This window comes from Allocatelliglobosispora scoriae, from assembly GCF_014204945.1.
GTDB lineage: Bacteria > Actinomycetota > Actinomycetes > Mycobacteriales > Micromonosporaceae > Allocatelliglobosispora > Allocatelliglobosispora scoriae.
This window is the reverse complement of sequence record NZ_JACHMN010000003.1, coordinates 235,845-257,532: the sequence shown is the minus strand read 5'-3', so window position 1 is coordinate 257,532 and position 21,688 is coordinate 235,845. Positions and strand designations below refer to the sequence as shown.

20 protein-coding genes are annotated in these 21,688 nt (G+C 69.9%); 3 read left to right on the top strand and 17 right to left on the bottom strand.

The window, feature by feature from the left end:
• Window positions 1-3 precede the first annotated feature (3 nt).
• The 7 genes from F4553_RS27795 to ftsY form a co-directional block, all read right to left on the bottom strand.
• Window positions 4-1,083 (bottom strand): amidohydrolase family protein, encoded by a 1,080-nt coding sequence (locus tag F4553_RS27795; protein ID WP_184841639.1) that lies wholly within the window; start codon window positions 1,081-1,083, stop codon window positions 4-6.
• Window positions 1,084-1,184: 101 nt separating this feature from the next.
• Window positions 1,185-2,714: a signal recognition particle protein gene (ffh, locus tag F4553_RS27790; RefSeq protein WP_184841637.1), complete on the bottom strand. Its 1,530-nt coding sequence runs from the start codon at window positions 2,712-2,714 to the stop codon at window positions 1,185-1,187.
• A gap of 133 nt (window positions 2,715-2,847) precedes the next feature.
• Window positions 2,848-5,052: a [protein-PII] uridylyltransferase gene (locus tag F4553_RS27785; RefSeq protein WP_184841636.1), complete on the bottom strand. Its 2,205-nt coding sequence runs from the start codon at window positions 5,050-5,052 to the stop codon at window positions 2,848-2,850.
• 72 nt (window positions 5,053-5,124) lie between these two features.
• A complete protein-coding gene (locus F4553_RS27780; RefSeq protein ID WP_184841634.1) occupies window positions 5,125-5,463 on the bottom strand; it encodes a P-II family nitrogen regulator in 339 nt (112 codons plus the stop codon).
• 25 nt (window positions 5,464-5,488) lie between these two features.
• Window positions 5,489-6,895, bottom strand: coding sequence for an ammonium transporter (locus F4553_RS27775; protein ID WP_184846992.1), 1,407 nt, complete (start codon window positions 6,893-6,895; stop codon window positions 5,489-5,491).
• 386 nt (window positions 6,896-7,281) lie between these two features.
• Window positions 7,282-8,079 (bottom strand): phosphotransferase, encoded by a 798-nt coding sequence (locus tag F4553_RS27770; RefSeq protein ID WP_184841632.1) that lies wholly within the window; start codon window positions 8,077-8,079, stop codon window positions 7,282-7,284.
• Entirely contained in the window at window positions 8,076-9,230 is a 1,155-nt protein-coding gene (ftsY, locus tag F4553_RS27765; RefSeq protein ID WP_184841630.1) for a signal recognition particle-docking protein FtsY, read from the bottom strand. Before ftsY ends, F4553_RS27770 begins: the two co-directional genes overlap by 4 nt.
• A gap of 144 nt (window positions 9,231-9,374) precedes the next feature.
• On the opposite strand from ftsY, the gene F4553_RS27760 reads away from it, so the two are divergent.
• Complete coding sequence (locus tag F4553_RS27760) at window positions 9,375-9,842, top strand: MarR family winged helix-turn-helix transcriptional regulator (protein ID WP_221470513.1); 468 nt, start codon at window positions 9,375-9,377, stop codon at window positions 9,840-9,842.
• Here the strand turns inward: F4553_RS27760 and F4553_RS27755 are convergent.
• From F4553_RS27755 to F4553_RS27740, 4 genes are all read right to left on the bottom strand, one after another.
• Window positions 9,801-11,198 carry an alkaline phosphatase D family protein gene (locus F4553_RS27755; RefSeq protein ID WP_312875412.1) on the bottom strand — a complete coding sequence of 466 codons (1,398 nt, stop codon included), beginning with the start codon at window positions 11,196-11,198 and terminating at the stop codon, window positions 9,801-9,803. The two genes, F4553_RS27760 and F4553_RS27755, sit on opposite strands and share 42 nt — an antisense overlap.
• A 111-nt stretch (window positions 11,199-11,309) precedes the next feature.
• Window positions 11,310-11,723, bottom strand: coding sequence for an HAD family hydrolase (locus F4553_RS27750; protein ID WP_184841628.1), 414 nt, complete (start codon window positions 11,721-11,723; stop codon window positions 11,310-11,312).
• The gene (gene smc / locus F4553_RS27745) at window positions 11,720-15,295 is read right to left on the bottom strand and encodes a chromosome segregation protein SMC (protein ID WP_184841626.1); all 3,576 of its coding nucleotides are present in this window, start codon (window positions 15,293-15,295) and stop codon (window positions 11,720-11,722) included. Before smc ends, F4553_RS27750 begins: the two co-directional genes overlap by 4 nt.
• Window positions 15,296-15,632: 337 nt before the next feature.
• Complete coding sequence (locus tag F4553_RS27740; RefSeq protein ID WP_184841624.1) at window positions 15,633-15,827, bottom strand: hypothetical protein; 195 nt, start codon at window positions 15,825-15,827, stop codon at window positions 15,633-15,635.
• A gap of 247 nt (window positions 15,828-16,074) precedes the next feature.
• On the opposite strand from F4553_RS27740, the gene F4553_RS41265 reads away from it, so the two are divergent.
• Window positions 16,075-16,761 (top strand): CAP domain-containing protein, encoded by a 687-nt coding sequence (locus F4553_RS41265; protein WP_312875411.1) that lies wholly within the window; start codon window positions 16,075-16,077, stop codon window positions 16,759-16,761.
• A 52-nt stretch (window positions 16,762-16,813) separates the two neighbouring features.
• Complete coding sequence (locus F4553_RS27730) at window positions 16,814-17,317, top strand: spherulation-specific family 4 protein (protein WP_312875410.1); 504 nt, start codon at window positions 16,814-16,816, stop codon at window positions 17,315-17,317.
• Between the two features lie 90 nt (window positions 17,318-17,407).
• On the opposite strand, the gene mutM is transcribed toward F4553_RS27730, so the two are convergent.
• The 6 genes from mutM to F4553_RS27700 all read right to left on the bottom strand — a co-directional run bounded on the left by mutM (window position 17,408) and on the right by F4553_RS27700 (window position 21,678).
• Window positions 17,408-18,253: a bifunctional DNA-formamidopyrimidine glycosylase/DNA-(apurinic or apyrimidinic site) lyase gene (mutM, locus tag F4553_RS27725; RefSeq protein ID WP_184841620.1), complete on the bottom strand. Its 846-nt coding sequence runs from the start codon at window positions 18,251-18,253 to the stop codon at window positions 17,408-17,410.
• A 2-nt stretch (window positions 18,254-18,255) separates the two neighbouring features.
• Complete coding sequence (rnc, locus tag F4553_RS27720) at window positions 18,256-18,993, bottom strand: ribonuclease III (RefSeq protein ID WP_184841618.1); 738 nt, start codon at window positions 18,991-18,993, stop codon at window positions 18,256-18,258.
• Between the two features lie 22 nt (window positions 18,994-19,015).
• Window positions 19,016-20,038 carry a phosphate acyltransferase PlsX gene (locus F4553_RS27715; RefSeq protein ID WP_184846984.1) on the bottom strand — a complete coding sequence of 341 codons (1,023 nt, stop codon included), beginning with the start codon at window positions 20,036-20,038 and terminating at the stop codon, window positions 19,016-19,018.
• Between the two features lie 8 nt (window positions 20,039-20,046).
• Window positions 20,047-20,220 (bottom strand): 50S ribosomal protein L32, encoded by a 174-nt coding sequence (gene rpmF, locus F4553_RS27710; protein WP_184841616.1) that lies wholly within the window; start codon window positions 20,218-20,220, stop codon window positions 20,047-20,049.
• A gap of 6 nt (window positions 20,221-20,226) precedes the next feature.
• Entirely contained in the window at window positions 20,227-20,793 is a 567-nt protein-coding gene (locus tag F4553_RS27705; RefSeq protein ID WP_184841614.1) for a YceD family protein, read from the bottom strand.
• Window positions 20,794-21,183: 390 nt separating this feature from the next.
• Window positions 21,184-21,678 (bottom strand): ATP synthase subunit B family protein, encoded by a 495-nt coding sequence (locus F4553_RS27700; protein ID WP_184841612.1) that lies wholly within the window; start codon window positions 21,676-21,678, stop codon window positions 21,184-21,186.
• Between the last annotated feature and the right edge of the window lie 10 nt (window positions 21,679-21,688).

Here is a 21,688-nt window from a genome sequence, read left to right as displayed (position 1 = left end):
CGGCTAGACCACGATCCGGCCGCGCAGCACGATCCGGGCCGGGGCCTGCACGACACGCAGGTCCCGGCGCGGGTCCTCGGGGTAGACGACGAGGTCGGCGAGACCCCCCTCGACCAGCCCGGGGAAGCGCAGCCACTCCCGCGCGCCCCAGCTCGCGGCGGCGAGAACCTCCAGTGTGGACATTCCGGCCGCCTGCAGCCGCAGCATCTCCTGCGCGGCCTGCCCGTGCGGGATGCCGCCGCCGGCATCGGAGCCGACGAAGATCGGCACGCCCGCCTCATGGGCCTGCGCCACCACCGACGGGAACCGGTCACGCAGCGCGAGCATGTGCTTGGCGTAGCCGGGGAACTTCTCCGCCGCCCGCGACGCGATCCCGCCGAACGTCTCAATGTTGATCATCGTCGGGACCAGCGCGGTCCCCCGCCGGGCCATCTCGTCGATGTCGTCCGTGGCGAGTCCGGTGCCGTGCTCCACACAGTCGATCCCGGCCCGCACGAGCGTGGCCACCGACTCCTCCGCGAAGCAGTGGGCGGTGATCCTGGCTCCCGCCGCGTGCGCCGACGCGACGGCACTCGCCAGCGTGGCGGTGTCCCAGGCGGGCGCGAGATCGGCGGCGTCCCGGTCGAGCCAGTCCCCCACCAGCTTCACCCAGCCGTTGCCCGCGGCGGCCTGCGTCGCGACCTCCGCCGCGACGCCCTCGGCGGGCACCTCCACCCCGATGTCGCGCAGATAGCGCTTCACTGGTGCGACATGCCGCCCGGCCCGGGCCAGCCGAGGCAAATCAAGATCAAAATCCAGCTCCGGGTACGCCAGCGGCGACCCCGCGTCCCGCAACGCCAGCACCCCCGCCGCCCGGTCGATCAGGGCCAGCTCCCGAGCCTGCGCGATCTCGACGACCGGGGCACCACCCGGTGCGATGCCGATGTGGCAGTGCGCGTCCACGAGCCCCGGCAGGATGAAGCCGCCATCGGATACCGTCGTCGCACCCGCCACCGGGGCAAACGTCACCCGGTCCCCGACCAGCCACAGGTCGCGTACCTCGTCGTCGGGGAGCACCACGCCGCGAAAATGCAGAGCCGTCACGCTGACATGAGATCACACCAAAAAGCCGCAACTCTTCAAGAGTTGGTGCTTCAGGCCGCCAGGCCTTAACACCAACTCTTGAAGAGTTGCGGCTCCGAGGACTACTTGTCGCGCTTCATGATCTTGCTGAAGTCGAGCTTCGGGGGCTTGAAGCCGCCCTCGAGCTGCTGCAGCGCGGCCGGGTCCAGGCCCGGGGGGAGCTGCGGCATTCCCGCGGGCATCCCCGGCAGGCCACCGCGACCGCCGCCGGAGTAGTTGCCGCCCTTGGTGCCCTTGCGCTTGTTCTTCGGCGACTTCGTGGCCTTGCGCCGCCCGCCGGGCAGGCCCATCGCGCCGCCCATCTGCTTCATCATCTTCTGCGCGTCGACGAAGCGGTTGAGCAGCTGGTTGACGTCCATCACGGTCACGCCGGCGCCGTTGGCGATGCGCAGGCGCCGCGAACCGTTGATCAGCTTGGAGTTGGCGCGCTCGGCCGGGGTCATCGACCGGATGATCGCAGCGACGCGGTCGAAGTGCTTGTCGTCGAGCTCGGCGAGCTGGTCCTTCATCTGGCCCATGCCGGGCATCATCGAGAGCATGTTGGCGATCGGGCCCATCCGCCGGATCGCGGTGAGCTGCTCGAGGAAGTCCTCCAGCGTGAACTGCTCGCCACCGAGCAGTTTCGACGTCATCTTCTCCTTCTGCTGATCGTCGAAGGCCGCCTCGGCCTGCTCGATCAGCGTCAGGACATCGCCCATGCCGAGGATGCGGCTCGCCATCCGGTCGGGGTGGAATACGTCGAAGTCCTCCATCTTCTCGCCGGTGGAGGCGAAGAGAATCGGCTGGCCGGTGACGTGGCGCACGGAGAGCGCGGCACCGCCTCGGGCGTCACCGTCGAGCTTGGAGAGGACCACGCCGCTGATGCCGACGCCGTCGCGGAACGCCTCGGCGGTCGCGACCGCGTCCTGGCCGACCATCGCGTCGATGACGAAGATGACCTCGTCGGGGTTGACCGCGTCGCGGATCGCGGCGGCCTGGGCCATCATCTCGGTGTCGATGCCGAGTCGGCCGGCGGTGTCGACGATGACGATGTCGCGCATGGTGCGCTTGGCGTGCTCGATCGACTCGCGGGCGACGGAGACCGGGTCGCCGACGCCGTTGCCCGGCTGCGGTGCGAAGACCTCGACATCGACCCGCTTGCCGAGCACCTGGAGCTGGTTGACGGCGTTGGGGCGCTGGAGGTCACACGCGACGAGGAGCGGCTGGTGGCCCTGCGCCTTGAGCCAGCGCGCGAGCTTGCCCGCGAGAGTGGTCTTGCCGGAGCCCTGCAGACCCGCCAGCATGATCACCGTAGGCGGCTGCTTCGCGAACTGCAGCCGGCGCGACTCGCCGCCGAGGATGCCGATGAGCTCCTCGTGCACGATCTTGATGATCTGCTGCGCGGGGTTGAGCGCCTGGGAGACCTCGGCACCGCGCGCGCGCTCCTTGAGGGCCGCGACGAAGCTCTTGACCACCGGCAGGGCGACATCGGCCTCCAGCAGCGCCATCCGGATCTCGCGGGCGGTGGCGTCGATATCGGCATCGGTGAGCCGGCCCTTGCCGCGCAGCTTCGTGAAGATGCCGGAGAGCCGGTCGCTCAAGGTGTCAAACACAGCTTAAGTCCCAAATGTCGGAAGGCAAGAAGACCTGATAGGGGCCAGGCCAAGGGTATCCCACGGTCGAAAGATCACGCAGTTTGCGGGAAGTCACCCTCGCTGTAGGGGCTATTACCCAGAAACGGCACGATCATGACGTGGGGAACGCCGCCCGGACCACCGACTCCGCCGCCGCCCGATCGACATCCGGTGGCAGGTAGAACGCGTCCACCACCGAGGAGCCGAGGGTCGAGACCCGAGCCGCCCGGACATCGACACCGGCATCCGCCAGCGCCGACGTGACCCGATAGAGCAGGCCGGGAGCGTCGACGGTACGCAACTCCAGGATCACCGCGTCGGTCGCGCCCTCGTGCCACATCAGGGCGGGCTCACCGGCGCCCGGCACACTGCGGACCACCCGGTGTGACGGCGGCGGCAGCTGGCCCAGGGCGGCCCGGCGCAGGTCCGCGCGGAGCGCGACGAAGTCGACCTCGCCACCGAAGCGCGGCGCGACGACCCAGTGCAGCAGCGCCCGGCCGTCGATCGTCACCGAGTCGGCGGCCATCACGTCCAGCCGGTGCGTCGCCAGCGAGCCCGCCACCGAGGCGAAGAGGCCGGTCCGGTCGGCGGCGGCGATGCTCACGCGGCTCTCGTCGCAGATCACCACCGGCAGCTCGCCGATGAGCAGGGCCGGGTCGGGTGCGGGCGGCGCGGGCAGCGGGGAGCCTTTCATCACCGAGCGGGTCGTGGTGAAGAGCTCGTCGATCAGGCTCGCCTTCCACGGCGACCAGGCGGCCGGCCCCGTCGCGACCGCGTCGGCCTTGGCGAGCGCGTGCAGCAGTTCGAGCCTCTCGACCGTGCCGACGGCGTCGACGACGGTGGCGATCGTCGCCGGATCGCTCAGGTCGCGGCGGGTGGCGACATCGGGGAGCAGCAGGTGGTGGCGTACCAGGAACTCGATCGTCGCCACGTCGTCAGCCGGCAGCCCCACGCGGGCCGCGATCGCCGCGGCGATCGGGCGACCCACCGTCGAGTGATCACCCGGCAGGCCCTTGCCCACGTCGTGCACGAGCGCGCCGAGCAGGAGCAGGTCTGGCCGGGCCACGTCGCGCAGCGACTTGCCCGCCTCCGCCGCCGCCGCGACCAGGTGCTGGTCGAGCGTGAAGCGATGCACCGGATTGTGCTGGGGCGCGCCACGCAGGCGCCCCCACTCCGGCAGCCAGGTGGTGACCAGCCCGAACCGGTCGCAGGCGGTCCAGGTGGGGGTCAGGCCAGAGCCGGAACCGAGCAAGGACATCAGCGCGGTACGCGCACCGTCCGGCCACGGCACCGGAAGGGCCGGCACGTGGCTGGACAACCACTCCAGGGTGGCCCGCGCGATCGGCAGCCGAGCGTGCGCGGCGGCGGCGGCGACGCGCAGCGAAAGGGCGGGGTCGGGTCGCGGGGTGACCGCCGAGCGGGCGAGCACCACCTCCCCGTCGAACTCGACCACGTCGGCCGCGAGCGGCAGCCGCTCGGGTTTGCGAACGGCACCGCCCCGCCGCAGATCGGCGCGGAAGCGGTGCACGGAGCGCCACGCGTCCTGCAGCGTCCACGCGATGGTGGCGGCGTCGGTGGCGACCCGGCGCAGCAGCGCGTCCCCGTCGGCGAGGCCCAGTGCCTTGGCGACGATGGCGCGCTCGTGCGCGACGAGCCGGTCGAGCTTGCGTCCGGCGGACAGGTGCAGCGCGTCGCGGACATCGAGGATGCGGGTCTGCGCGGCCCGGACCGCCGGCGGCAGCGCGTCGGCGATCCCGGCCCGGCCGATGCCGCGCAGGACGCCGACGTCACGCAGGCCCCCCGCGGCCTCCTTGAGATCGCCTTCGAGCAGGTGGGCCAACTCGCCGTGCTGCACGTAACGTGCCTCGGTGAGCTCGCGCAGCCGGGAGAGCTGCATGACCGCCGTGCGCCGCCAGAGGTCGAGCGCCGCCGGTTGCAGGGTGGCGAGCAGCGACGGGTCGCCGCAGAGGTGGCGCAGGTCGACGAGGCCGAGGGCGACCTTCGAGTCGTCGTGCGCGGCGGAGAGGGTCTCGGCGATCGTGCGCACCGAGTGGTCGAGCCCGCGGCGGGAGTCCCAGATCGGGTACCACAGCTTGCTGGCGAGCTCGTCGATGCCGAAGACCCCGGAGTGGAGCAGGATCAGGTCGACATCGCTGTGCGGGGAGCATTCGCGGCGGCCCAGACCGCCCACCGCGACGAGCGCGACGCCCTTCGGCAGGCCCGCGCCCTCGGTGGCGGTGTCGACGACACCGCGCAGCCAGCTGTCGAGCCAGGTGGCCCGCAGCTCCCGGGCGACCGGTCCGATGCCGGTCGGCATGGTCGGTCGGAGGGAGGCGGACGGCGCCGCACGTGGATCACGTGCGGCGCCGTTCGTTGATTCAGTCATCTGCTACAGCGCGTCGATGCCGCGCTCGCCGGTGCGGACCCGGACCACCTCGGAAACCTCGGTGACCCAGACCTTTCCGTCGCCGATCTTGCCGGTACGGGCGGCGGCCACGATGTTGTCGACCACCTTCTCCACCTCCAGCTCGTCGGTGACGACCTCGATGCGGATCTTCGGGAGGAACTCGACGGTGTACTCGGCACCCCGATAAACCTCGGTGTGACCCTTCTGCCGTCCGTACCCCTGGACCTCGCTGACGGTCATCCCAGCCACGCCCAGCGTCTGCAGTGCTTCTTTCACTGCATCCAGCTGGTAAGGCTTGATGACGGCGGTGACCAGCTTCATGCTCAATCCCTCCATCTTGAGGACCTTATCCGGACACCTTCTCGGATGCCGGAGCCGACTCCTCGACCTCGGCCGGAGCCGACGCCTTCGGGGTCGCAATACCGGCCAAGGCGAAGGCGCCGCTGCTGCCGCCGGCCGTCGTGAAGTCGTACGCGCTCTCGGAGTGCTCGGCGACGTCGATGCCGTCCAGCTCCGCCTCGGGCTTGGTCCGCAGACCGATGGTCTTGCTGATCAGCCAGCCGAGGATCAGCGCGACCGCGAACGAGTAGACCGAGACGATCGCGCTGCCCTCGAACTGACGGAGCAGCTGGTCCCAGCCACCACCATAGAAGAGGCCGTTGCTCGCGCCCAGGATCTTCTCATCGGTGATCCACGAGTTGACGAAGTCGTTCGCGAAGAAACCGATCGAGAGCGAACCGATCCAGCCGCCGACGAAGTGGACGCCGACCACGTCGAGCGAGTCGTCGTAGCCGAACTTGTACTTCAGGCTGACCGCGAGCGCGCAGACCGCGCCGGCGATGAGGCCGACGACCACGGCGGCCCAGGGCGAGATGAAGCCACAGGCCGGGGTGATCGCGACGAGACCCGCGACCGCACCCGAGGAGGCACCGACCAGGGTCGGCTTGCCGTCGCGGATCCACTCGACCAGGATCCAGCCGAGCAGTGCGGCGGCCGTGGCGACCTGGGTGTTGATGAACGCGACCGCGGCGGTGCCGTCAGCCGTGAGCTCGGAGCCCGCGTTGAAACCGAACCAGCCGAACCAGAGCAGACCGGCACCCAGCGCCACGAACGGCACGTTGTGCGGCTTCATCTTCTCCTTGGGCCAGCCGATGCGCTTGCCGAGCACCAGAGCGAGGCCGAGGGCCGCCGCACCGGCGTTGATGTGAACCGCGGTTCCACCGGCGAAGTCCAGAGCGTGGATCTTGGCGCCGATGAAGCCGCCGCCCCACACCCAGTGCGCGACCGGAACGTAGACCAGCGTGAACCAGCCGAACGCGAAGACCAGCCAGCCGGCGAACTTGGTCCGGTCGGAGACCGCACCGCTGATCAGCGCGACCGTGATGATGGCGAACATCATCTGGAAGGCGATGAAGACGTAGGTCGGGATGCCCGTCGACGCGCCACCGGCGACCCAGAACTCGCTGAAGGTCGTCGAGGTCTCGCCACCGAGGTAGGTGGTCGGGTTGCCGATGTAGGCGTTGAGGTCGGCGTTGTCGTTCACACCGAAGGCGAACGTGAAGCCGTAGATCAGCCACAGAATCGAGATGAGCCCGATGCACGAGAAGCTCATCATCATCATGTTAAGAACGCTCTTGGACCGGTTCAGACCGCCGTAGAAGAAGGCGAGTCCCGGCGTCATGAGCAACACAAGTGCGGTCGACACGAGCAGCCAGGTGGTATTCCCGGTGTCGATCGTCGGCACGTCATCCAGGAGCAGCACGCTGCCCTCCTAAGTGTGTGAGGTCCTCCGGCCGGCGGGGGCGGCACTGCCGGTGCGCCGGTTGTTGAGGCAGGATTCCGTCCGCGTGTTTCGCGCATTCGCGTTGCGCGGTTTCATCTCCATGACGATCTGTTTCCAACGTGTGAAGAAACCTTCACCAAGCCCCAAAAAGCGCACGGCAGCCGACACCGCCACCAGGACAAACACCACAATTACGCCAACTGAACCAACACGGGTCACCGTCGAGACGAACTAAAAGACGGCCGACCCCCTCAGGGTCACCCCGGGGGTCGTTTGGCGGGGATCGACCCGCGACGGGATCAAGCCTGACCGCCCAGAGCGGGTCGATCCCCGCCAAACGACCCGAAGCGCAAGCACTAACGAAGAGCGTGCTCCAGCGTGTAACGCTCGTAATCCAGCAGCCGCAAGTCCCGCAACGGCCGACGCAGATGGCCCTTGTTCACGATCCGCACAAACGCCGGGTCCCCGGAAGCGGCCATCCGCCGAATGCCCTCGACGTGATCCACGATCCGCTTCCGGATCGTCCGCACCAGCCGATGCCGGTCCCGCGGAATCAGCCCGTAGGCGTCCGCGAACAACCGCAGCCGCCGCGGCCGATCCGGCCGGTGCCACCCCAGCGTCACCGAGTCCCGGTCGCTGAAGAGCGGCACCCACGTCCAGGCGGCATAGGAGACGTCATAGATCCGGGACCCCGGCGAGGCGAGATCGAAATCGATCATCGCGAGCGTGCCGTCCGGCCGCCAGATCACGTTGTGCGGTGCGGCGTCGTGGTGGCAGATCACCTCGGCGTCGGGCGGCGGCGGCCCGAAGGAGCGCCACACGCTCCCCATGGGCTGCCGGAACCCGGCCTGCGCGTCGTGGAACATCCGCAGCATCGTGGCGACCGTGACGAGCGCCTCGTCGGTCACCCAGTGCGGCTTGAGCGGATACTCCCCGCACTCGCCGGAGAGGTAGGACAGGACCTCGCGGCCCTGCGTGTCCATGCCGAGGGCGCGCGGCGACCCGGTGAAGCCGGAGAGCTCGAGGTGGCGCAGGAGCGCGTGCACGGCCGGTGTCCACGGGCCCACGTTGCGGCGAACCGTGTCGCCGACGCGGACGACGGTGCTGACATTCCCGCCGCGCAGCGGGATCTCGAGCTCGGAGTCCACAGTCACGCGTCGCCCAGCAGCGCGTTGACGAAGGCTTCGGGCTCGAACGGGGCCAGATCGTCGGGGCCCTCACCGAGCCCGACGAGCTTTACCGGGATCCCAAGCTTGCGCTGCACAGCGATGACGATACCTCCCTTGGCGGTCCCGTCCAGCTTGGTCAGGACCACGCCGGTGACGTCGCAGACCTCGGTGAAGACGCGTGCCTGCTCAAGGCCGTTCTGCCCGGTGGTGGCGTCAAGGATGAGCAGGGTTTCTCCGACTGGTCCGTGCTTCTCGACGACCCTTTTGACCTTGCCGAGCTCATCCATTAGGCCGATCTTGTTCTGCAGGCGGCCCGCGGTGTCGATCAGCACCGTGTCGACGCCGTCCTCGGTGCCCCGGCGCACGGCGTCGAACGCGACAGCTGCGGGGTCACCGCCCTCGGGGCCGCGGACGACGGAGGCGCCCACCCGGCTGCCCCAGGTGGCGAGCTGGTCGGCGGCGGCCGCCCGGAAGGTGTCGGCGGCGCCGAGCACCACGGTGTGGCCGTCCGCCACGAGCACGCGGGCGATCTTTCCGCAGGTGGTGGTCTTGCCTGCGCCGTTGACACCGACGACGAGGATCACCGCGGGCTTGCCGTCCTTGGGGGTGGCGGCGAGGCTGCGGTCCATGCCCGGGTCGAGGGCGGCGATCAGCTCGTCGGCGAGCATGGTCCGCAGCTCGGTCGCGGTCCGCGTGCCCTGGATCCGCGTACGCTCCCGCAGCTTCGTCACGATCTGCCCGGTCGCCTCCACGCCGACGTCGGCGCCGATGAGGCTCTCCTCGATCTCGTCCCAGGAGTCGTCGTCGAGGTGGTCGCGCGAGAGCACGGCGAGCAGGCCGCGGCCGAGGGCGTTCTGCGAGCGGGCGAGCTTGGCCCGCAGCCGGACCAGCCGCCCCGCCGTGGGCTCCGGCACCTCGATGGCGGGTGGAACCTCGATGGCGGGTGGCGCCTCCACCGCGGGCGGCACCGTGACCGCGGGCGGAACCTCGGCGGTGGCCGGACGCTCCGCCGCGGGCGCCTCGACGGCTCCGGGCTGCTCCGATGGGGGCAGTGCGGTGCGGCGGCGGCGTGCGACCAGGAGCGCGGTACCGAGCGCGAGCAGCAGTACCACCACAGCGATGACGAGGTATTCCATCGGGACATCCTCTCAGATGCCCGGCTGTGACACAGATCCCGCTTCCGCCCGGTGTCCCGCCCCCGAACTGGTCGCGGCGCTCTAAAGTTCGTGTTCTGTGACGAGACCGACTTCGGTCACCCAGTGCAGCGAGGTGGCGGCCCGATGACAGACCCCAGGACAGACCCGATGATCCCGGACGCGGCGGGCGAGAGCCCGGGATTCCTGCTTTGGCGGGTCACCCTGCGCTGGCAGCGCCGGATGACGGCGGCGCTGGCGCCGCTCGGTCTCACCCATGCGCAGTTCGTGCAGCTCATGGCCGTGTGGTGGCTTACCAGCGAGGGTCGGCAACCGAGCGAGCGGGAGCTCGCCTCGCTCGCCGGGGGCGACGTGGCGGCCGTGGGGCAGGTGCTGCTCTCGCTGGAGAAGCGCGACCTGCTCGCGGGCACGATCGGCGAGTTCGACCCGGCCCGGCGGCTGCTCGACATCACCGAGACCGGCCGGACTCTCGCCGAGGAGTCCATGGCCGTCGTGGAGGCCGCCGACCGGGAGTTCTTCCGGCCGGTCAGCGCCGAGCCCGCGTTCCTGGAGTCACTGCACCGACTCGCGGGCTACCAGGAACAGCCCGCCTGACGGTTCCGTCCCCTCGATCGCGATCTCGGCGGCCCGACCCGATGTCGCGAGCGTGCCGATCGCGTTGCCGAACCACGGCCGCCCGGTCGCCCACCAGCTCAGCTCCGGCGGGTGCGCCCCGACGAGCCGGGCGACGAATCCGGCGAGCGAGCCGAGCGGCCGCCACCAGCCGATCCGCAGCAGGTGCCGCTGCGGCCCGTCGAGGCGGTTGCGGAACCCCGAGCAGACGACCTGGACGACGCGGGGCAGGTCGGTGCGGGCGACGTAGGAGTGGTGCACGTCGCCGCCGAGCACGATCACCGAGCGCTCACCGTCGGCGAGGCGCCGGATCAGCGCCGTCAGGTCCCGGAACGAGTCGCCGAGGGCCGCCCAGTGCTCCAGATCGAAGTAGCGGCGGATCCCCTCGGCACGGGGCCACCGGTCACAGATCCGCTCCCAGGCGCCCTCTCCGTGGTGCACCATCGGTGCGAGGAGCCACGGCAGCGAGCAGGCGATCACCAGGTGCGCGCTCGGCCGCTCCGCCTCGGCCTCGAACCACTCCCAATCCTGCGGCGCCAGCATCGCCCGCGCTCCGGGGGTCAGCACGCGGCCCGCGCGGTTGTCCAGCACGATCACGCGGGTCGCCCCGACCGTCAGCGAATAACTCCACCGGTACGCCGACCCGCCCGGCCCGTCGTCGAGCCCGGTTCCGAGCTGGTTCCCCGCGTGCTGGAACACCCAGTAGGACGACATCCCGGCGGCGAGGTGCTCCGCCCATCCCGGCTTCGCCTCCTCGTCGGCGAGCCACGACGCGGAGGAGTTCCAGTCGTCGGCGATCTCGTGATCGTCGAAGATCATGACGGTCGGCACCGTCGAGAGCAGCCATCGCACCTCGTCGGGCGACCACGCCGTGCGATAGAGCCGGGCATAGTCGGCGAAGGTCTGCGCGTGGTCGGCGTAGATCTGGTCACCCAGGAAGATCAGCAGATCGGGCACCGCTCCCCCGGCCAGCAGCCGCTCGGCATAGGCGATCAGCGCGTCGGGTGCGTGGTCGCCGCCGACCCGGCGGCAGGACCCGAACGCGATGACGGCGTCCGCGTCCCCCGCGCCCCGGATGGAGATCACCGACGGCGGCAGCCCAGGCTTCGGCCAGACCTCGACCCCGTCCACCCGCACCTGATAGGCGGTCGACCCGACCGGCAGTCCTTCCAGCGCGACGAGGGCGAAGTGGTGCCCGCCGACCTCCACCGTGGGCGCCGACGCGACGACGTCACCGGCGATGACGCTCACCACCGCGGGCTCATCGGTCTGCGCCCAGATCAGCGCGGTATCGCCGTCCACCCGGCGCAACATCGGCCCCAGCACCAGCTCCGCCACCCCGACAGGCTAGCCCACTCAAGATCGTCGCAACTCTTGAAGAGTTGGTCCTAAAACCTGGCGGCCTGAGGCACCAACTCTTCAAGAGTTGCGACGATCTTGAGCAGTGGATCAGGCTGGGAGGGCGAGGGCTTTGCGGGCGTACCCCAGATCAGCGGTTGTGGTGAAGCGGATCGCGACCAGGCCGGCCGCGCGAGCACCGCGGACATCCCGGTCCGTGGCCGCGACGAGCAGGCAGCGCTTCGCCTCGGTCTCGACCGCGGCCGTCGCGACCTCGAAGAACGGCTTGCTCGGCTTGAACCAGCCGGCCTCGCCGGAGGTGATCACCGCGTCGAAGTCGTCGGCGATCCCCGCCGCCGCAAGCTCGGCACGCAGGTCGTCATCGGTGTTGGCGCAGAGTACGACGGGGCGGCCGACTGCCCGGACCTCGCGGACGAAGGCGAGCACCTCCGAATCGACCACACCCGCCTGGCGCATCACGCCCTCGTCCAGGAAGAGTGCGAAGGCGGGCTTGCGCAGGTTCACTCGTCGTCCTCCCCGGCCGCGTCCTCGCGGACGAGCCGCTGGCTGATGACCTCGGTGACACCGGCACGCATCGTGACGCCGTAGAGCGCGTCGGCGACCTCCATGGTGCGCTTCTGGTGCGTGATGATGATGAGCTGGCTCTTCTCGCGCAGCTGGCTGAAGAGGGTGATCAGGCGGCCGAGGTTGACGTCGTCGAGCGCCGCCTCCACCTCGTCCATGATGTAGAACGGGCTGGGGCGGGCGCGGAAGATCGCCACGAGCATCGCGACCGCGGTCAGCGAGCGCTCGCCACCGGAGAGCAGCGAGAGCCGCTTGATCTTCTTGCCGGGCGGGCGCGCCTCGACCTCGATGCCGGTGGTGAGCATGTCGTCCGGGTCGGTGAGGATGAGCCGCCCCTCGCCGCCGGGGAAGAGCACCTTGAAGACCTGCTCGAACTCGCGGGCGGTGTCGGCGAACGCCTCGGCGAAGACCTGCAGGATCCGGTCGTCGACATCCTTGACCACGGTGAGCAGGTCCTTGCGCGTCGCCTTGAGGTCTTCGAGCTGGTCGGAGAGGAACTTGTAGCGTTCCTCCATCGCCTCGAACTCCTCCAGCGCCAGCGGGTTGACCTTGCCGAGCAGGGACAGGTCGCGCTCGGCCTTGCCCGCCCGCTTCTCCTGGGTGGCCCGGTCGTACTGCACGCCCTCGGCATCGGGGTCCAGCGCGATCGCGTCGGCGTTCGGCGGCACGAGCACGAGCGGGCCATATTCGCCGAGCAGGGTCTCGACATCGAGGGAGAACTCCTCGGCCGCCTTCAGCTCCAGCTGCTCGATCCGCAGCCGCTGCTCGGCACGGGCCACCTCGTCGCGGTGCACCTCGGTCGTGAGCCGGTCGAGCTCGCCGCCGTGGCGCTTGGCGTTGGCACGGCACTCGGCGAGCTCCGCTTCGCGGGCCGATCGGGCGGTGGCGATCTCGTCCCGGCGCTGGGCGGCGAGGGTGAGCGTGCCGCCGAGGCTCTCCAGCGCGAACCGGGCACCTGCCTCGGCCGCCTTCGCGATCAGCGCGCCACGCTCGCGGGCGGCCCGACGGGCGGCGGCCCGCTCGCGGGTGGCCTTCTCCGCGTTGGCCTGACGCAGCAGGGAGTCGGCCCGACCGGCGATCGACGAGACGCGCTCCTCGGCGGTGCGGACGGCGAGGCGTACCTCCATCTCGTTCTGGCGTGCCTGCGGCACGAGGGCCGAGAGCTGGTCGCGCGCGGCCGGGGACGGATCCTCGTCGAGCGGGCTCTCCTCGGCCAGGTGCAGGCGCTCCTCAAGCTCCTCCAGGCGCATGAGGTCCTGCTCGCGGTTGGCCGCGGCCTTGTCCCGGGCCTGGCCCAGGCGGTCGGCCTCGCCCTTCGCCGAGCGGGAGGCGGCGCCGAGCTCCGCGAGGCGCCGGGCTGCGGCGTTGCGCTCGCCCTCGGCCTGCCGCTTCGCCTGCGCCGCGTAGTCCACGGCCTGCTTGCGGGTCGCGGCGACGTCGCGGGCCTCCGCGATCTCGCCGCGCAGCTTCGCCACCTCGGCCTCGGCCGAGGTGCGCCGCTGCCGCGCCTCCTCGACCTGGGCCTGCGTCTCGACGAGGCTCGGGGCTTTTGAAGATCCACCAGCAGCGGCGTGTACGCCGACGATGTCGCCGTCCGTCGTCACCGCCCGCAGACCGGGGCGCTTCGAGACGAGTGCCGTGGCGGCGTTGAGGTCGGTGACGAGCACGATGTCGACGAGCGCCCGGTCCAGCGCGGGGCGGAGCTGCTCGGGGCAGCGCACCACGTCGCGGGCCCAGCGGGCACCGTCGGGCAGCTCGCTCGACTCCTGCGAGGCGTATCCGCCACCGCCACGCCCGGCGACGAGCAGCGAAGCCCGCCCGGCGTCGCTGATCTTCAGCTGGCGCATCGCCTCGGCGGCCTCGTCGATGCCGGTGACGGCGACCGCGTCGGCGAGAACACCCAGCGCGGCGGCGAGCGCCACCTCGCAGCCGGAGTCGATCGTGATCAGCGAGGCGACGCTGCCGAGCAGGCCGGGGACCTCGTCGGCCTTGGCGAGCAGCGCACCGGCCCCGTCCTTGCGGCGCAGGCCCAGGGAGAGGGCCTCCTCGCGGGCCTTCCAGCCGGCGCCGTCCTTCTCGGCGGCGCGCTCGGCGTCGGAGAGCTGCTTGATGATCGCGTTGGCGGCGTCGAGCGCGGAGGTCGCCTCGGCGAACGCCTCGTCGAGGGCGGCGTTGTCGCGGTCGGCCTCGGTCGAGGAGGCCGAGACCATGTCGACCTCGAGCTGGGCCTCGGCGGCGCGGACGGCGGCGTCGGAGTGGGCGGCGGAGAGGCGGGCGATCTCCTCGGCGGCGGTGGAGGTGCGCTCGCGGGCGGCGCTGACCTGACCGGCGAGCTTCGCGAGCCCTTCGCGGCGGTCGGCGATCGCCTTGACCGCGGCGACGAGCGCTCGCTCGGCGGCGGCGAGCTCGTGTTCGAGCTCCTGACGGGCCATGACCGCCTCGGCGAGCCGCTCCTGGTCGGCAAGGAGCGCCTCGCGCAGGTCGGCCTCCTCGGCGCGCACCCGCTCGGACTCGGCGATCAGCTGCTCGGGGTCGCGGCCGCGCTGCTCGTCCTCGGGCTGCACGGTGGAGAGGTGGCGCAGCCGCTCGCTGGCGAGCTGGGCGGTGGAGCGGAAGCGCTCCTGGAGCGTGGAGAGCTGGTACCAGATGTCCTGGGCCTCGGTGAGGGCCGGCGCGTCGGCGGCGTGCGCCGTCTCCAGCTCGCCGAGAAGCCTGTTGGCCTGGGCGAACTCGCGCTCGACCTCCTTGCGGCGATCCCGCAGGGCCGCCTCGTCGGCGACCTCCTTGTCCAGGGTCGTCCGCAGGGTGAAGAGGTCGTCGGCGAGCAGTCGCAGGCGGGCGTCGCGCAGATCGGCCTGGATCGTGGCCGCGCGCCGCGCCACCTCGGCCTGGCGGCCGAGCGGCTTGAGCTGGCGGCGCAGCTCCGTGGTGAGGTCGGTGAGGCGATTGAGGTTGACCTGCATCGCGTCGAGCTTGCGGAGCGCCTTCTCCTTGCGCTTGCGGTGCTTGAGAACGCCCGCAGCCTCCTCGATGAAGGCGCGGCGATCCTCGGGCTTGGCGTGCAGCACCGCGTCGAGCTGGCCCTGGCCGACGATGACGTGCATCTCCCGGCCGATGCCGGAGTCGGAGAGCAGTTCCTGGATGTCGACGAGGCGGCAGCGGTCGCCGTTGATCTCGTATTCGCTCTCACCCGAACGGAACATCCGGCGCGTGATCGACACCTCGGTGTAGTCGATCGGCAACGCACCGTCGGTGTTGTCGATCGTGAGGGTGACCTCGGCCCGGCCCAGGGGTGCCCGCCCCGACGTGCCCGCGAAGATGACGTCTTCCATCTTGCCGCCGCGCAGCGCCTTGGCACCCTGCTCACCCAGGACCCAGGAGATGGCGTCGACCACGTTGGACTTGCCCGAGCCGTTGGGCCCCACCACGCAGGTGATTCCCGGCTCGAGCTTCAACGTTGTCGCAGAGGCGAAGGACTTGAAGCCCTTGACCGTCAGGCTCTTAAGGTGCACGCGTCTCCGGGGGCTGGTGTGGTCGGTGGGGCGGTGGGGGAACAGATTACCTGCTCAACCGCTGGGGCCCTATTCGGACACTCTCACTCAGGTTTACCCAAACACAGGCTTACACAAACATCAAACGCTGACACGACGTCGTCACGAAGAGTGAGGGAGCGAAGCGATCGAGCCCCGCAGAGCGCGTCAGAAATATCAAACCTGGCACAAGTCCCACAGGCGCGTGACAAACAACAGCGCGCCGCCACGGATGTGGCAGGCGCGCTATCTTCGGGCTTACGGCAAGCCTTGCTGTCAAAGCGTCGGTCGGCTAGCCGACCAGAGGCTCAAACGAGCTTCAGGCCATCGCCGGCTCGGCCAGACGGAACAGTTCGTCGGCTTCCACGGCGGCCGCAGCGAGTCGATCATTCTCGGCTCGCAATCGGGTGATCTCGAATTCGAGATTGTTCACCCGGGCACGCAACTTCGTGACCTCGTCCACCAGGCGCCTATCAGGCGTGGCTGCGACGTGGCCAAAGAGGGCCTTCGCCATATCATCTCCTTGTTCTGCGCCACCGGAAATCCGGTCAACGCGCGCCCGTATTTCGCGGCTTCCGGACCACGGCGCATGTGGGTGGGCACGGATGGGCGCGATTGGCGACGCACTCCATGTTCCGCCGAACCCCGGGAAGAGTCAAGCCGCCGTACGCAGTAACCGCAATACGCATTAAATAGGACCTGTCGGGATCCGACATGCGGCACAGGTTGTTCGATTTCGCCGCTGCGGTTAACGTCGTCCGGTGCGCCCCCGCCGACTGCCCTTCCCCGCCGCACTCGCATTGGCGATCGCGCTGCTGGTCACCCTCTTCGGCGTCGCCATCCTGCTGCCGCCGGCCCTCGCACCGTCCGCGCTCGACCTCGGCGGCGCCTCGACGGCGCCCACCGACGCGGACGGGTCGCCCGTGACGAACGCCTCACCTCCGGCCGCCACCGGTTCCGGTTCCGGTTCCGCCAAGCCGTCGGCCGAGGCATCCAAGCCGACTGTCGCCAAGACGTCCGCCGCCCCGATCCCCACCAGTCGACCGACCGTCGAGGCGGGCGTCATCGCCTGGGAGGACCAGGTCACAAAACTGGTCAACGCCGAGCGCAAGAAGGCCGGTTGCGGTGCTCTGCGGACCGATGAGCACCTGCGCCAGGCGGCCCGGGCCCACAGCGGCGACATGGTCAAGTTCAACTTCTTCAGCCACAAGGGCCACGACGGCAGCGACTTCGTCCAGCGGATCGAGCGAGCCGGCTACCCGAAAGGCTCGGCCGCGTCGGAGAACATCGCCTATGGCTACGGCTCCCCGGCGGCCGTGGTCAAGGGTTGGATGGGCAGCGCCGGCCACAAGGCCAACATTCTCAACTGCGGGAGCAAGGCCGTCGGCGTCGGGCTGGTCTACAAGGGCACCACGCCCTACTGGACGCAGGACTTCGGCCGAAGCTGATCTATCAGATCACTGACAGTGGCACCTTTCGGGGCTCGTCGTTGACCCCGATGTGAGCCGACACTTGACGTTGTATGCCCACCCGCTCAGCGGTCCTGTCGTCGCGGGTGTGCCCCTGGGCCATGTGGATCTGGGTTTCGGAGCCAGGCACGTGGAGCTCGTCCGCGCCGAGATCGGCAGCCTCGCCGAGACCGCGATCGGCGGGATCTTCTTCGACCAGGTGCCGACCAGCCCGTACTCGGTGGGGCCGGTGGCCGTCGCCGTACGGGCCGCCAGACGCTGGGGCTTCGACACCGTGCTGATCAACCCCGGGCGCCCCACCGACAGCCTCTACCGAGGTCTTGGCGCCACGATCTGCACCTTCGAGGGGTCCTGGACCGAGTACATAGACGGCACCACCGAGGGCGTCCGCCCCGGCGATGCCCACATCGTGCACTCCATCCCCACGGACCAGTTGGCAGCGTGCCTGGAGCTGATGCGAGGCAGAGGAGCCGGCTGGGGCCTGGCAACCACGGAGGGCTGCCTGGTCCCCAGCCCGTCCCTCACGGCGGTATAGCCCCGAAATTCGCGTTGATCAAGGGAAGACTCACCATCCCGGGTGTCCGATTTGCGGCGAGTCTTCCCTTGATCAACGCGAATTTTGGGGTCAGGTACGGGGGCGGGGCTGGCAGACCGGGCAGGAGAAGCTGCTGCGGTTCATGAACGGCTCCCGGCGCATCTCGGCACCGCAGCGGCGGCAGGGCTCGCCCTCGCGGCCGTAGGCGTTCAGGGAGCGGTCGAAGTAGCCGCTCTCGCCGTTGACGTCGACATACAGCGCGTCGAAGCTGGTGCCGCCCTGGCCCAGGGCCTCCGTCATCACGTCTTTGCAGTGGCGCAGCAGCTCCAGGGCCGCCGCCTGGGTCAGCTTGGCCGCGGGGCGCTCGCCGTGGAGCTTGGCCCGCCACAGGGCCTCGTCGGCGTAGATGTTGCCGACACCGGCGATCAGCGTCTGGTCGAGCAGCGCTCGCTTCACACCGATCTTGCGGGCCCGCAGCGCCTTCGCCACCTCCGCCTCGACGTAGGACGGGTCGAACGGATCCCGCGCGATGTGAGCGATCTCACTCGGAAGCTCGGCGCCATCGGGCGAGAAGAGCAGCCCGCCGAAGGTCCGTTGATCAACGAAACGCAGCTCGGAGCCCGCGTCGGTGAAGGTGAAGCGGGCACGCAGGTGCGGACCGTCGGCATTGGCCTGGGGCTGCACCAGCATCTGCCCGGACATGCCCAGGTGCGCGATGAGCGCGTCACCGGAGTCCAGCGGCAGCCACAGGTATTTGCCCCGGCGCATCGCCCCCGTCACCGTGCGGCCACGCAGGCGGGAGGCGAAGTCCACCGGACCGGCGAGGTGGCGCCGGATCACCCGGGGATGCAGCACCTCCACCGTGTCGATGGTGCGTCCGCTGACCCAGCGGTCCAGCCCCTGGCGAACGGTCTCCACTTCGGGAAGCTCTGGCACGACTAATCCTCTCCCGTCACCTCGGGATGCTCCAGGCTGACCGCCCGCCCCGACAGCACCCGCCACGCGTCCTCGGCCGAGCGCTGCTCAGCCTCCTTCTTCGACTTGCCCCGCTCGCCACCGAAGCGCTCACCGCCCACCACCGCCCATGCGGTGAAGGACTTCGCGTGATCGGGGCCCTCCTCGTCGATCTGGTACTCGGGCACGCCCCAGCCGTACTTCGCCGTGAGCTCCTGCAGGCTCGTCTTCCAGTCCAGGCCCGCACCGCGCCGCGAGGACTCCTCCATCAGCGGGTCGAAGAGCTGATGGATCACCTCGCTGGCCCGTTCGATCCCGTACTGCAGATAGATCGCGCCGAGCAGCGCTTCCAGCGCGTCGGCGAGAATCGACTCCTTGTCGCGGCCGCCGGTCGCCTCTTCGCCCTTGCCGAGCAGGAGGTACTCCCCCAGCCCCAGCGGACCCAGTCCACGCGCGACCCCCGCGAGCGCACGAGAATTGACGACACTCGCCCGCAACTTCGCCAGCTTGCCCTCGGGCAGGTCGGGATTGTCGCGGTAGAGCGCGTCGGTGATCACCAGGCCCAGCACGGAGTCGCCGAGGAACTCCAGCCGCTCATTGGTGGGCAGGCCACCGTTCTCATAGGCGAAGGACCGGTGCGTGAGGGCACGCTCCAGCAGCTCCGCTTCGAGGCTCACACCGGTCGCGGCCTCCAGAACGGTCAGATCCGCTCGGTTCTTCATGACTTCACCGTCAGCTCAACCTTCATCTGCGCGCCCGCACGGTCACAGCCGCGAGCGCGATCGCCGCCGCGAGATCGTCGGCGTCTGCGGCACCATGACACACAACCACGATTCCCGGTACGCCGAGCAGCATCGCCGCTCGAGGCGCGCCCCCCGGCACCCCCACCCGCCGAAGCCCGGAGTGCGCCGGCGCTGTATTTTCCGGCGCGCCCTGCGGGGCTCCCTCGCTTCGCTCGCTCACTCCTCGGGCCAGCACAGATCCCCCCGGCGCACCCTGCGGGGCTCCCTCGCTTCGCTCGCTCACTCCTCGGGCCAGCGCGTAAGCACCCTCGATACCTTTCAGCAGCACGTTTCCCGTGAAGCCGTCCGTGACGATCACGTCGGCCCGGTCGCCGAGGCAGACGTCGTCGCCTTCGACGAGGCCGACGAAGTCGATGGGCAACTCGGCGAGGGCGGACTCGGCGGCCCGGCGGGCCCGGTCGCCCTTGCCCGGTTCGCGACCGACGGAGAGCAGGCCCACCCGAGGCTTGTGCAGGCCCAGCCGACGGGCGTGGTCGGCACCGAGCAGGGCATGGGAACTCAGGGTCGCCACATTCGTCTCGACCGAGGCACCGACGTCGAGCAGCAGGACCGGATCGGCGATGGCCGGGATGCTGGCGGCGAGCGCGGGTCGGCGTACCCCGTCGAGTCTGCCGAGCTCGAGCACCGCGGCCGTGACCGTCGCGCCGGAGGAACCGGCCGAGACCACCGCGGCGGCCTCGCCTGCGGCGAGCGCGACCAGGGACGACCTGATGGTGGTGTCGGCGCGCATGGCCCGCAGCGGGGCGTCCGCCATCGCGACCACCTTGAGAGCGGTGCGCTCCCGGCACCGCCGCCGATCGGCCTCCGTCAGCGCGTCCAGGACCGTGGCGGCCACCGAGGGCGGCCCGACGAGGAGCAGGTGGAGCTGCGGATCGGCGTTCAGAGCACGCAGAACGCCGTCGACCACGACGGACGGGGCATTATCCCCACCGAGGAGGTCGACGGCGATCGGCGCCGTGTGTATGTGCGTGCTCAGACCGCGATGACCTGGCGGCCGTTGTACGTGCCGCACACAGTGCAGGCAGCGTGCGGCAGCTTCGGTGACTTGCACTGCGGGCAGGCGACGGTCGCGACCACGGTCGCCTTCCAGTTCGCCCGGCGGGAACGGGTGTTGCTGCGCGACGTCTTCCGCTTAGGGACTGGCATGGGTCTCTACTCCTCGGTGCTTGCGGTCAGCTTGCTCAGACCCGCCCAGCGCGGGTCGATCTGCCGGTGGGAGTGGTCCTCCGGCAGCTCATCCCAGTGCGCTCCACATTCGGAGCACAACCCTGGGCAGTCGGGTCGGCAGAGCGGGTTGACCGGCAGCGCGAACACCACCGCATCCCGCAGCGCCGGCTCCAGGTCGATCAGGTCGTCCTGCAGCCGTCCTACCTCGTCTTCGTCGGTCGTCTCCTCCGTCGCGCTCTCCGGGTAGGCGTAGAGCTCCCGGATCCGCGCGGAGAAGTCGTCCTCGATCGGTCGCAGGCAACGCCCGCACTCGCCCTGAAGGGGACCGGCGACGGTCCCCGAGACGAACACACCCTCCGAGACCGACGTCATCTCCAGATCGAGATGCAGGTCGGAGCCCGCGGGCACACCGATCAGCTCCAGTCCGAGATCCTCAGGAGCGGGAACCGTCCGTTCGAGGGCACGCATAGCACCCGGGCTGCGAGGCAGGTCTCTCGTGTCGAGGACCAGCGGTGCCCGGGCATTCAGGTGCTTCGAGTGATGATCACGCATAATTAGGCTCCCGGCCTGGTTGAGGCCGACGTATTAGATTACCTGACGCCGGTTGGGCAGTCGAATCAGCCCAACCACCACCGGCGGCCAGGCGACAACGCCGGACAACCAATCGTAGCCGGACCCCGAGAACACCGTCCGCCGATGGCAGAGACCACGACGCGGCGTCCCGCCGGTGTTCGGGATTCTGCTGCGCCGAAGGCGCAGAAGGATCGCGAACTACCGGGTCCCGAGGGACGCCGCCGCGCCACCAAAGGTGGCGCCATGATCCAGCGTCCCGCCGGTGTTCGGGATTCTGCTGCGCCGAAGGCGCAGAAGGATCGCGAACTACCGGGTCCCAAGGGACGCCGCCGCGCCACCGAAGGTGGCGCCATGATCCAGCTCCATAATTCAGAACGGCAGCGGGCGGTCGTTCTCGTCGGGGACGAAAGAGCCGATCTCGCGCAGCGCGTGCATCTTGTCGCGGCCGCGCTCGATGGAGGCGAGTGCCCGCGTCAGGAACTGCTCGAAGTTGGCGAGCGCCGTGTCGACGTAGTCGTCGACCTCGTCGCGCAGCCGCTGGGCCTCGGCCCGCGCCTCCCCGATGATCCGGTTGCCCTCGTGCTCGGCGGAGACCGTGATCTCGTTCACCGAGACCAGGCGGGCGTGCTCACGCTCACCGTCGGTGATGATCCGGTCCGCCTCACGCTGGCCCGCGTCGAGGATCTTGTCGCGCTCCTCCAGCAGGGCCGCAGCCCGGCGCAGCTCGCTCGGAAGCTCCGCGCGCAGCTCGTCCAGCGCGCCGATCATCTCGCCTCGGTCGATCATGCAGTTACGTGACATGGGCACGTTGCGCGCTGTCTCGACCAGTTGGATGATCTCGTCGATGCGATCGAGCGGGTCCACCGTCTCTCCT

Coding starts and splice junctions, on each gene's coding strand:
- F4553_RS27785 (WP_184841636.1), bottom strand. CDS start 5,052: ATGCCGACCGGCATCGGACCGGTCGCCCGGGAGCTGCGGGCCACCTGG.
- F4553_RS27780 (WP_184841634.1), bottom strand. CDS start 5,463: ATGAAGCTGGTCACCGCCGTCATCAAGCCTTACCAGCTGGATGCAGTG.
- ftsY (WP_184841630.1), bottom strand. CDS start 9,230: ATGGAATACCTCGTCATCGCTGTGGTGGTACTGCTGCTCGCGCTCGGT.
- F4553_RS27760 (WP_221470513.1), top strand. CDS start 9,375: ATGACAGACCCCAGGACAGACCCGATGATCCCGGACGCGGCGGGCGAG.
- F4553_RS27740 (WP_184841624.1), bottom strand. CDS start 15,827: ATGGCGAAGGCCCTCTTTGGCCACGTCGCAGCCACGCCTGATAGGCGC.
- rnc (WP_184841618.1), bottom strand. CDS start 18,993: ATGAAGAACCGAGCGGATCTGACCGTTCTGGAGGCCGCGACCGGTGTG.
- rpmF (WP_184841616.1), bottom strand. CDS start 20,220: ATGCCAGTCCCTAAGCGGAAGACGTCGCGCAGCAACACCCGTTCCCGC.
- F4553_RS27705 (WP_184841614.1), bottom strand. CDS start 20,793: ATGCGTGATCATCACTCGAAGCACCTGAATGCCCGGGCACCGCTGGTC.